Raw genomic sequence first — 9,869 nt, 5'->3', positions numbered from 1 at the left:
GATCAGGTCGGCTGTGAGGCGCGTTGCCGCTCGGCCGGCCCGGGCCCCGCGACGCCGGCATGACCCGAGCGGCAGACCCTACGCCCGCTCCGCCGCCCCCACCGCCTGCCGTATGTCCCCCGACTCCAGGCTCCGCGCCGTGCGTTCCGCGGTGCGGCGGGCCCAGAGGCCGCTGGTCAGGAGGCCGAGGACGAGGACGGCCAGGCCGCAGGCGGTGAGGATCCACCAGCCGGGGCGGGCGGCCGAGACGAAGGACTCGCGGTACGGCGACGCGCCGATGCCGGAGGCCAGGACGGCGCCGACCACCGCGACGCCGAGGGTCTGGCCGAGCTGCCGGCTGGTGGAGGCGACGGCGGCGGCGACGCCGGCCTGGGCGCGGGGCATGCCGGAGACCGCCGTGTTGGTGATCGGCGCGTTGACGAAGCCGAAGCCGATGCCGAAGAGGACGTAGCCGAGGAGGAGGGTGGCGTCGGCCGTCTCCGCCTCGAAGGCCGCGAAGAGGACGCCGCTCGCGGTCATCGCCGTACCGGCCACCAGCAGGGGCACGCGGGGGCCGCGGGTGCCCACCAGGCGGCCCGAGAGCGGGGCGCACAGGAAGGTGGGTACGGCCATCGGCAGCATCCACAGGCCCGCGTGCAGGGCGTCGAGGCCCCGGACGTTCTGCAGGTACAGGGTGGACAGGAAGAGGAAGCCGCCGAGGGCCGCGAACGCGCTGACCGCGATCACGGTGGCGCCGCTGAACGGGGCCGAGCGGAAGAAGCGCAGGTCGATGAGGGGTTCGGCGCGGCGGGGCTCGTACCACAGGAGGGCCAGGAGGGCGGCCACCGCGAGGACGGCGAACGGCGCGACCGGGCCGGCCCCCGACTCCGGCGCCTCGATGATCGCGTACGTCAGCGAGCCGAACAGGGCGATCACCAGCAGCTGGCCGAGCGGGTCGGGGCGGCGGGCCTTGGGCGCGCGGGACTCGGGGACGAAGCGGAGGGTGAGGAGCAGCGCCGCGAGGCCCACCGGGAGGTTGACCCAGAAGATGGCGCGCCAGCTCACCGACTGCACCAGCAGGCCGCCGACCAGCGGGCCCGCCGCCATGGAGATGCCGACCACCGCGCCCCACACACCGATCGCGCGGGCGCGTTCCCGGGCGTCGGTGAAGGTGTTGGTGATGATGGACATGGCGACCGGGTTGAGCATCGAGCCGCCCACCGCCTGGAGCATGCGGGCCGCGACGAGCAGTTCCAGGTTCGGGGCGAGGGAGCAGAGGACGGAGCCGATGGTGAACACCGTCAGGCCGGCCATGAAGACGCGCTTGCGTCCGATCCGGTCGGCCGTGGAACCCGCGAGCATCAGCAGCGAGGCCAGGACGAGCGTGTAGGCGTCGATCGTCCACTGGAGGCCGGAGGTGGTGGCGTGCAGATCGCGCTGCATCGAGGGCAGGGCCACGTTCAGCACGGTGTTGTCGAGGCTCACGATCAGCAGGCTCATACAGCAGATCGCGAGCACGAGCAGGCGTCGGCGATGGCTCAACTCGGGCATGGCGTCCATCGTACGCCTGCTTCGATAGTGCGTCTAACTAATGACTCGCCTAACTAATGGCCTATACATGATCTTTGCCGGGCAGTCGCAGGCCCAGCGCCGCCAGCCCCAGCAGCCCCGCCGCCTGCACCGCCAGCACCACCGCCAGCGCCCGGCGCATCCCCGCCCCGGGCACCAGCGACAGGAACAGCGAGCCCAGCGTCGCCACCCCCACCGCCAGGCACGACTGCTGGAGCGTGGCCGCCAGCCCGCTGCCCGCACCGGCCAGCCGGTCCGGGATCGCCGCCAGCAGGAACCGGAAGTAGAGGGGGAGCTGAAGACCCTGGCCCACCCCGCACAGGGCCAGGCCCGGAGCCAGCGCCAACGGGCTCAGGTGCGGCCAGGGGCCCAGCAGCACGGTCGCCGCCGTCGTCGCCAGGCCCGCGATGTGCACCACCGCCGCCAGCGTCACCGCCCGGCCGCCGAACCGCCGTACGGCTCGCGGCGCCAGCATCGACGCGGCGAACTGCGCCACCCCCATCGGCACCAGCGTCAGTCCCGCCCGCAGCGCCCCGTACCCGAGGCCCTGCTGAAGGGTGACCGCCGTCACGAACATCCATCCCGCGAAGCCCACGAACACCGGCAGCCCCAGCAGCAGGCCCCGGCGCACCGCGCCCGCCGCCAGCAGCGACGGCGGCAGCAGCGGACTGCCGGCGGTGCGTTCCGCCCGCCGCTCCACACCGTGGAAGGCCAGGGCCAGCAGCGGCGCCGCGCACAGCAGCAGCACCGACCACAGCGGCCAGCCCGCCGCCCGTCCCTCGGTCAACGGCAGCAGCAGCGCGGTCAGCGCCGCCGCCAGCAGCGCCGTACCCGTCAGATCGGCCCGCGCCGGCCGCTCCGCCCGGCTGTCCGGCACCGACCGCAGCGCACAGCCGAACGCCGCCGCGGCCACCGGCACGTTCACCAGGAACACCGCGCGCCAGCCGGTGCCCGCAAGGTCGGCCGCGACCAGCACCCCGCCCAGCACCTGCCCGAACACGATGGACACCCCGCCCACCGAGCCGTACAGGGCGACCGCGCGGGCCCGGCGCTCCCCGGACGTCGTCGCGTGGATCGTGGCCAGCACCTGCGGCAGCAGCGCCGCCGACGCGGCACCCTGCGCCGCCCGCGCGGCCACCAGCCACCAGGCGCCGGGCGCGAGCCCGCAGGCCAGCGAGGTCAGCCCGAATCCGGCCACCCCCCACAGGAACAGCCGCCGCCGGCCGTAGGAGTCGCCGAGCCGGCCGCCGAGGACGAGCAGCACGGCGTACGCCACCGCGTACCCGGCCACCACCATCTCCAGGGTCGCCGCGGGAGCGTGCAGATCGCGCTCGATCGTCGGCAGCGCCACGTTCACCACGAAGAAGTCGATCATCGGGAGGGCGGTGCCGAGGAGCAGGGTGAGCAGTCCGAGCGGGCCGAGGGCCGCCCGGGGCGGGGCGGTGGTCGCAGAAGGAACAGAAGGAACCGGCGGAACAGGCGGAACAGGTGGAGTCGTCGTGGTCACGACTCGACCCTGCGCCGGCCCTCAGCCGGGTACCAGGCGGCGGTTATCCAGGTACTGGCACCAACTGGCACGGGTCTGCGGCCGGACGGCACCCTTGGTGCCATGACCACCGCGGCACCCGAGGAGAACAAGGAGATCAGGCGCCGGGAACTGGCCGCCTTCCTGCGCAGCCGGCGCGAGCGGATCACCCCGGAGCAGGTGGGCCTGCCCCGCGGCCCCCGCCGCCGCACCCCCGGACTGCGCCGCGAGGAGGTCGCCCAGCTCTCCGCGGTCGGCATCACCTGGTACACGTGGATCGAGCAGGCCCGCGCCGCCCACGTCTCCGCGCAGGTGCTGGACGCCGTCGCCCGCGCCCTGCTCATGGACCCCACCGAGCGCGCCCACCTGTTCGCCCTCGCCGGAACCGCCGACCCGCGCACCGAGGCCGAGTGCCCGGTCGCCTCCCCCACCGCGCTGAAGGTCGTCGAGCGCCTCGCCCCCTACCCGGCCTCCTTGCAGAACGCCCGCTACGACGTCCTCGCCGCCAACCGCCCCTACGCCCAGCTCTTCGGCGACCCCGCCGAGCTGCCCCCGGCCGACCGGAACTGCCTGTGGCTGCTGACCACCAGCGAGCGCTGGAAGCGGGACTTCCTGGACCGCGACGAGATGCTGCGGGACCTCATCGCCAAGTACCGGGCGGGCATGGCCGAGCATGTGGCCGAACCCGCCTGGAAGCAGCAGCTGAACCGGCTCCTCGCGGCCTCCGACGAGTTCCGGACGCTGTGGGAGCGGCATGAGGTGGCGCCGATGTCCCCGCACGTCAAGCGGTACCGGCACCCGGAGGTCGGGCTGATCCGCCTGGAGCACCGGAACATGTGGCTGGCCCCGCAGGCCCCGGCCCACCGGGTGGTCGCCTACCTGCCCGCCGACGAGGAGAGCGAGGAGCGGCTGGAGCGGCTGGCCGAGCTGTCGGAGCCGTCGGGGGAATGAGGGACAATGGGGGCTTGCCCGTGTCCCGTCCGTACATCAGTACCGGAGCCCTGACGATGACCCACCCGCTCTCCATCGGCCCGCACGCCGTGACGCCGCCCGTCGTGCTCGCACCCATGGCGGGGATCACCAACGCGCCCTTCCGCACCCTGTGCCGGGAGTTCAGCGGCGGCAAGGGACTCTTCGTCAGCGAGATGATCACCACCCGGGCGCTGGTCGAACGCAACGAGAAGACCATGCAGCTGATCAAGTTCGACGCGAGCGAGCAGCCGCGCTCGATCCAGCTGTACGGCGTCGACCCCGCGACCGTCGGCAAGGCCGTCCGCATGATCGCGGAGGAGGGCCTGGCCGACCACATCGACCTGAACTTCGGCTGCCCCGTGCCGAAGGTGACGCGCAAGGGCGGCGGCTCGGCCCTGCCGTACAAGCGGAACCTGCTGCGGGCCATCCTGCGGGAGGCGGTCGCCGGGGCCGGTGACCTTCCCGTCACGATGAAGATGCGCAAGGGCATCGACGACGACCACATCACCTACCTCGACGCCGGCCGCATCGCCGTGGAGGAGGGGGTGACGGCCATCGCCCTGCACGGCCGTACGGCCGCCCAGCACTACGGCGGCACCGCCGACTGGGACGCCATCGCCCGGCTGAAGGAGCACGTGCCGGAGATCCCCGTGCTCGGCAACGGCGACATCTGGTCGGCCGAGGACGCCCTGCGCATGGTGCGGGAGACCGGGTGCGACGGGGTCGTGGTGGGCCGGGGGTGCCTGGGGCGGCCGTGGCTGTTCGCCGACCTGGTGGCCGGCTTCGAGGGGCGCACCGGGGACTTCGTACGGCCGACCCTGCGGGAGGTCGCCGACGTCATGGTGCGGCACGCCACGCTGCTCGGGGAGTGGATCGGCGACGAGTCCAAGGGCGTGGTCGACTTCCGCAAGCACGTCGCCTGGTACCTGAAGGGGTTCGCGGTCGGTTCCGAGATGCGCAAGCGGCTCGCGATCACGTCGTCCCTGGAGGAGTTGCGGGCCGGGCTGGACGAGCTGGACCTGGATCAGCCGTGGCCGGTCGGGGCGGAGGGGCCGCGGGGGCGTACGTCCGGCAACAACCGGGTGGTGCTGCCGGACGGGTGGCTGAAGGATCCGTACGACTGCTCGGGCGTGACCGAGGACGCGGAGCTGGACACCTCGGGCGGCTGAGCCGAGCCCCCCCGGGGCTCCGCCCCGGACCCCGCCAGGGGCTCCGCCCCGGACCCCGGTGGCGGTCAGCCCCGCTTCGGGTGCGGGGTCGAGCCGTACGCCCTGAGGAAGCGGTCCCGGAACGAGCTCATCTTCCAGACCGGTGCGTCCTCGGCGGGGCGCAGGCCGTCCGTCCAGTCCCAGTCGGCGATCTTGTCCAGCATGCGGGGGTCCTTGGCGACGATCGAGACCGGTACGTCACGGCTGGCGTGGTTGCCGCTGACGCGGGCGATCGGCTGGTGGTCGCCGAGGAAGACCAGCACGGTGTCCTCGGTGCCGTACCGCTCCAGCCACTCGGTCAGCGCGGTCACCGAGTACTGGATCGACTTGCCGTACTCCTCGCGGGACCTCGTGGTGTCGGCGATGACGTCCTCCGCCCTGTTGCCCGCCGCCTCGATGTCCGCGAAGACCGAGCCGTCACCGAGCCGGTCCCAGCCGACCATCTTCGGGATCGGCGCCCAGGGCTGATGGCTGGAGGTCAGGATGAGCAGCGACATCCGTGACCTGCCGGCGGCCGTCGGCTTGCTGTGCACCCGTTCCTGGTACTGCTGGAGCGCGTACTGGTCGGGCATGGTCGACCAGCTGAACTTCGGCCCCCGGTAGCCGAGCTGGAAGGCGTTGTAGACCTTGTCCAGGCCGTACCACTTCTGCTCCGGCCACCCCTTCTGCACGCCCGGCATGACACCGACCGTGTCGAACGCGCCGGTCTTCTCGAACGCCCCGGTCAGACTGAGGTGGTCGCTGGCCATGACGGTGCGGTAGCGCTGCTGGTTGCTGATCCACAGGCCCGACATGGTGGTGGAGTGGCCGAGCCAGCTGCTGCCGCCGTACGTCGCCGAGGTCAGCCAGCCGCTCCTGGCGTGGAAGCCGGCCGCGGCCAGGGCCTTGGTGCGCACGTCGAGCGTCCGGTTCACGCCGGGCGAGATGACCGGGTCCTCGATCGCGCTCCGGCCGTAGCTCTCGATGAAGGTGAAGATCACGTCCTTGCCGCGCAGATCGGGGACCAGCTGGCCGCCCGGCGTGTTCCCGAACGCGTCGACCCGGGCCACCTTCCGGAACTCGGCCTCGTCCGCCAGCGTGTCCGAGACCCGGCGCGCCTGCGTCTTCAGCGCGGTCGCCGTACGGTCGGAGGCGAACGGCACCCCCGCCATCTGCACGCCCAGGGAGGAGCAGGTGATCCAGACGACCCCGGCGATCAGCGTGCCGCGGGTCGCGGTGCCGGGGTGCCGGGCGAGGAGACCGCTCAGCCGGACCACGGCCAGCGCCGGCAGCACGAGGAGCAGCAGCACGAGAGCGATCACGCCGGCCACCGCGGCGAGGGTGGCGGTGCGTCCGAGGGAGTCCTCCAGGTACGACTCCGCGTCACCGAGCAGACTCCAGTCCAGTACGACGTTGAAACTGCGGCCGAGGTACTGGTTGAACCCCATGTCGAGCGCGTTCAGCACGGTGACGGCCCCGAGCAGGACCCCGGACGCCGCCGCCACCGCCACCCGGGGCCGCCGCGGCAGCGCGAGCAGCACGGCGGCCCCGACGATGGCTTCGGCGGGTAGGCGGAAGAACGTCGCGGGGCCCAGCCGCACGACCGTGTTCGGCATCACCAGGGCGCCGACGACGAGGGCGGCGGCGAGCACGGTGACGGTGACGGACAGCACCTGAGCGGCGGTCGGATGCCGCTCCCGCCACCGTCGCCGCCACGCCGGCCAGGCGGTCCAGGGGCGGCGGGACGGGCGTGGGGCGACATCGGTGATCTCTTCGGCCACGTCCTCGGCGGACTGGAGCGCACTCATGCCCTCCGGTACGGCTCCCCGGCGAAGACCGTTCACGCCGACCAGGCAAACACCAGGTCAATACAGCCGACCGTGGCAGAGGAAGGGGCGCGGGGCGGTATCCCTGTGCGGCTTCGCCGCGTGGGCGCGAGCGCCTTCCCGCACCCGCAATCGCCCGACCACCGCACCGCCCCACCCCTCAGGCGCCCCCCACCGCCGTCAGCAGAGCAAGCGGCGCGGCCGCGGACCGCGCCTCCCTCCCGCACGCGTGCGGATACGGCACCGGCGAACCCAGCGGCGCGCGCTCGTACCCCGCCAGCACCTCAGGCAACCGGTGCCCGCCCACCGTCGCCGCGTCGACCAGCGCGTGGGCGACCGTCCGGGCCTCGTCGTGCAGCCCGTAGCGGGCGAGCCCCAGGGTGATCAGCGCGTTGTCGTGGGGCCAGACCGATCCCCGGTGGTAGGACAGCGGATGATACGCGGCCTGGCCGGCGGCGACCGTCCGCACGCCCCACCCGGAGAAGAAGTCCGGCTCCAGCAGCCGTCGGCCGACCACCTCGCCGTACTCCTTGTCCAGCAGCCCCGACCACAGCAGATGCCCCGCGTCGGAGGCCAGCGCGTCGATCTGCCGGCCCTGCCCGTCCAGCGCCAGCGCCGGGAAGGACCGCTCCCGCATCCAGAAGTCCCGCTGGAACCGGTCCCGGAGATCGGCCGCCGCCTGCTCCAGCAGCGCGGCGTACGTCTCGTCGGCCCACACCCCCCGCGCCACCCCCGCGGTGCGGCGCAGCGCGTCGTACGCGTAGCCCTGGGCGCCCGCCGCCATCACCGCGCCGGTGGGCCGGGTGCCGTCGGCGCAGCAGATCGCGCCGGGGGAGTCCTTCCAGTTCTGGTTGGCGAGGCCGCCCTCGTCGGCGCGGTAGACGAGATAGCCGCGCGAGGTGAGACCGCCGTGGTCGAGCATCCAGCCGATGGCGGCCCGGGCGTGCGGCTCCAGCCGGCGGGCCAGCGCCGTGTCCCCGGTCTGCTCGACGTACGCGCCGAGCAGGACGAGGAACAGCGGGGTGGCGTCGACCGAGCCGTAGTAGCGGCCGAACGGCACCTGGCCGAAGTGGGCCAGCTCGCCGTGCCGTACCTCGTGCACGATCTTGCCGGGCTGGGCGACCGGGGAGCCGCCGGCGCCGGTGGCCTGGGTGGCGGCGAGCGCGGGCAGGGTGGCGGCGGCCAGTTGCGGGCGGTACGGCAGAGCGAACAGCGAGGTGAGGAGCGCGTCGCGGCCGAGCAGGGTGAGGAACCAGGGGGCGCCGGCCGCCGGCACGCGCAGTTCCTCGCCGTCCGGACCGGTGGCCGGGACCTGGAGCGCCGCGAGGTCGGCAAGGCCCCGGGCGCAGGCCGCGGCCAGCTCCGGCCAGCCGGCCGGGAAGGCCACGCCCTCCGTGAACTCGGCTTCTCTGGCGCGGAGTTGATCCTGCACGGCGGCGGGGTCGCGGGGCACGCGCACGGCGCGCCTCTCGCCGTGCGGGCGGGCGATCACCCGCAGCAGCAGCTCGGTCGTGCCGTGCGGTTCGAGGTCGAGGGTCCACACCAGGCGGCGGGCGCCGGTGCCCGTCTCCTCCACGGCGTCGGGGGCCGGCTCGGCCGTGATCGTCGTACAGGACCGCCATTCGGCGCGCCGGTAGGTGAACTCGATGCCGTCGGCGAGGACTTCACGGGCGCGCACCACGCCGGTCTTGACGTAGGTGCGGTGGTCGGAGCGGAGCTCGAACTGGTCGGTGAAGTCGGCGTCGACGGTGAGCGCGAGCCGGACGGTGGTGGGCACCGGACGGTTGCTGGTCACCTTCACGGACTCCACGAACGAGCTGTCCCCGACGGCCTGTTCCCGGAAGAGGGTGTGGGCCGGGGGTTCCTGCCGGCCGCCGCGCGGGACGAGCACGCAGCGGGCCGCGTCCCCGTCCGTCACCGGGGTGAGCACCTCGGGCACCGCACCGTCGACGGTGAGCTGCCAGCGGCTGAGGTGCCGGGCGTCCCGGACGAACAACCCGTCCGGGGAGCTGCCGCCCCGCACCCCGCTGATGTCGCCACGGTCGCCGACGGCGGCGAAGGTGGCGCCGTGCACAAGCAGATGATGCCGGTCCGTCATCCCCGGTCCCCTCCTCTGTCACTCCTGTCGAACGGTGCGGTGTCCGTGGGGGGTGCGCCTCTTTATGGGCTCTTGTCCAGCTCTTGACGCTCGCGCGGTGCGGGCCGCCGGTGATGCAGGTCGAGCGCGAGGGCCGCCGTCCAGCTGAAGCCGGTCGCGCCGCAGGCGGCGCCGGTGTACGGGTCGACGTACTCGGCGAAACCGGTCGCGTCGGCGAGGTCCAGCACCGCCTCCCGCAGGGCGTCGGCACGCTCCCCCTCGCCGTGCGCGCGCAGCCCGCGCTCCAGCAGCCAGCTGGTGTTGAACCAGGCCGGTCCGCGCCAGTAGCGGTGCGGGTCGAAGGCCTCGCCGAGCAGGTCGTAGCTCGGGACCAGCCGGGTGCGGTCGCCGAGCGAGAAGTGCGGCCCGCCCAGGGTGCGGACCAGGGCGGCGACGATGTCCCGGGGGAGCGCGGGCAGCAGCAGCGGGATCAGGCCGGAGACGCTGCGCTCGGGCACGAGCGTGTCACCGCCGCGCAGGTCCCGGCAGCGGAACAGCCCGGCCTCCGCGTCCCACAGCCGCTCCGTCAGCGTCGCCGTCAGCCGCTCGGCGCGCTCCCGCCGGGCGGAGCCGGCCGCGCCCAGTTCCTCGGCGATCCGGGCGAGGGCGTACTCGGAGGCGATGAGGAGGGCGTTGAACGCCGGGTCCTCCACGGCGAACTCCCCCTCCCCGGC

General features: G+C 73.6%; 7 protein-coding genes. 2 read left to right on the top strand and 5 right to left on the bottom strand.

Annotation, left to right across the window (positions count from 1 at the left end; all coding sequences use genetic code 11):
- Positions 1-78: 78 nt before the first annotated feature.
- Together CCN44_RS30635 and CCN44_RS30630 are read right to left on the bottom strand one after the other, a co-directional pair.
- Positions 79-1,530 carry an MFS transporter gene (locus tag CCN44_RS30635; protein WP_059254972.1) on the bottom strand — a complete coding sequence of 484 codons (1,452 nt, stop codon included), beginning with the start codon at positions 1,528-1,530 and terminating at the stop codon, positions 79-81.
- 61 nt (positions 1,531-1,591) lie between these two features.
- Positions 1,592-3,055, bottom strand: a complete 1,464-nt coding sequence (locus tag CCN44_RS30630) for an MFS transporter (RefSeq protein ID WP_086701226.1) — start codon at positions 3,053-3,055, stop codon at positions 1,592-1,594.
- Between the two features lie 102 nt (positions 3,056-3,157).
- Between CCN44_RS30630 and CCN44_RS30625 the strand changes: the two genes are divergently transcribed.
- The gene (locus tag CCN44_RS30625) at positions 3,158-4,024 is read left to right on the top strand and encodes a helix-turn-helix transcriptional regulator (protein WP_059249424.1); all 867 of its coding nucleotides are present in this window, start codon (positions 3,158-3,160) and stop codon (positions 4,022-4,024) included.
- Positions 4,025-4,080: 56 nt separating this feature from the next.
- Positions 4,081-5,214: a tRNA dihydrouridine synthase DusB gene (dusB, locus tag CCN44_RS30620; protein WP_059249422.1), complete on the top strand. Its 1,134-nt coding sequence runs from the start codon at positions 4,081-4,083 to the stop codon at positions 5,212-5,214.
- Between the two features lie 65 nt (positions 5,215-5,279).
- On the opposite strand, the gene CCN44_RS30615 is transcribed toward dusB, so the two are convergent.
- The 3 genes from CCN44_RS30615 to CCN44_RS30605 all read right to left on the bottom strand — a co-directional run.
- Positions 5,280-7,040, bottom strand: coding sequence for an alkaline phosphatase family protein (locus CCN44_RS30615; protein WP_237481055.1), 1,761 nt, complete (start codon positions 7,038-7,040; stop codon positions 5,280-5,282).
- Between the two features lie 178 nt (positions 7,041-7,218).
- Positions 7,219-9,156, bottom strand: coding sequence for an amylo-alpha-1,6-glucosidase (locus CCN44_RS30610; RefSeq protein WP_059249420.1), 1,938 nt, complete (start codon positions 9,154-9,156; stop codon positions 7,219-7,221).
- Positions 9,157-9,218: 62 nt separating this feature from the next.
- Positions 9,219-9,869: MGH1-like glycoside hydrolase domain-containing protein (locus tag CCN44_RS30605; protein ID WP_414820528.1), on the bottom strand; the 651-nt coding region annotated here is incomplete at its 5' end.

It is taken from the genome of Streptomyces tricolor (genome assembly GCF_002155905.1).
GTDB lineage: Bacteria > Actinomycetota > Actinomycetes > Streptomycetales > Streptomycetaceae > Streptomyces > Streptomyces tricolor.
The sequence above is the reverse complement of the archived record's forward strand: the minus strand, read 5'-3'. Positions and strand labels throughout refer to the sequence as shown.

Bases quoted from the DNA above. Each gene is read 5' to 3' on its own strand.
- dusB (WP_059249422.1), top strand. From the start codon at position 4,081: ATGACCCACCCGCTCTCCATCGGCCCGCACGCCGTGACGCCGCCCGTC.
- CCN44_RS30615 (WP_237481055.1), bottom strand. From the start codon at position 7,040: ATGAGTGCGCTCCAGTCCGCCGAGGACGTGGCCGAAGAGATCACCGAT.
- CCN44_RS30625 (WP_059249424.1), top strand. From the start codon at position 3,158: ATGACCACCGCGGCACCCGAGGAGAACAAGGAGATCAGGCGCCGGGAA.
- CCN44_RS30610 (WP_059249420.1), bottom strand. From the start codon at position 9,156: ATGACGGACCGGCATCATCTGCTTGTGCACGGCGCCACCTTCGCCGCC.
- CCN44_RS30635 (WP_059254972.1), bottom strand. From the start codon at position 1,530: ATGCCCGAGTTGAGCCATCGCCGACGCCTGCTCGTGCTCGCGATCTGC.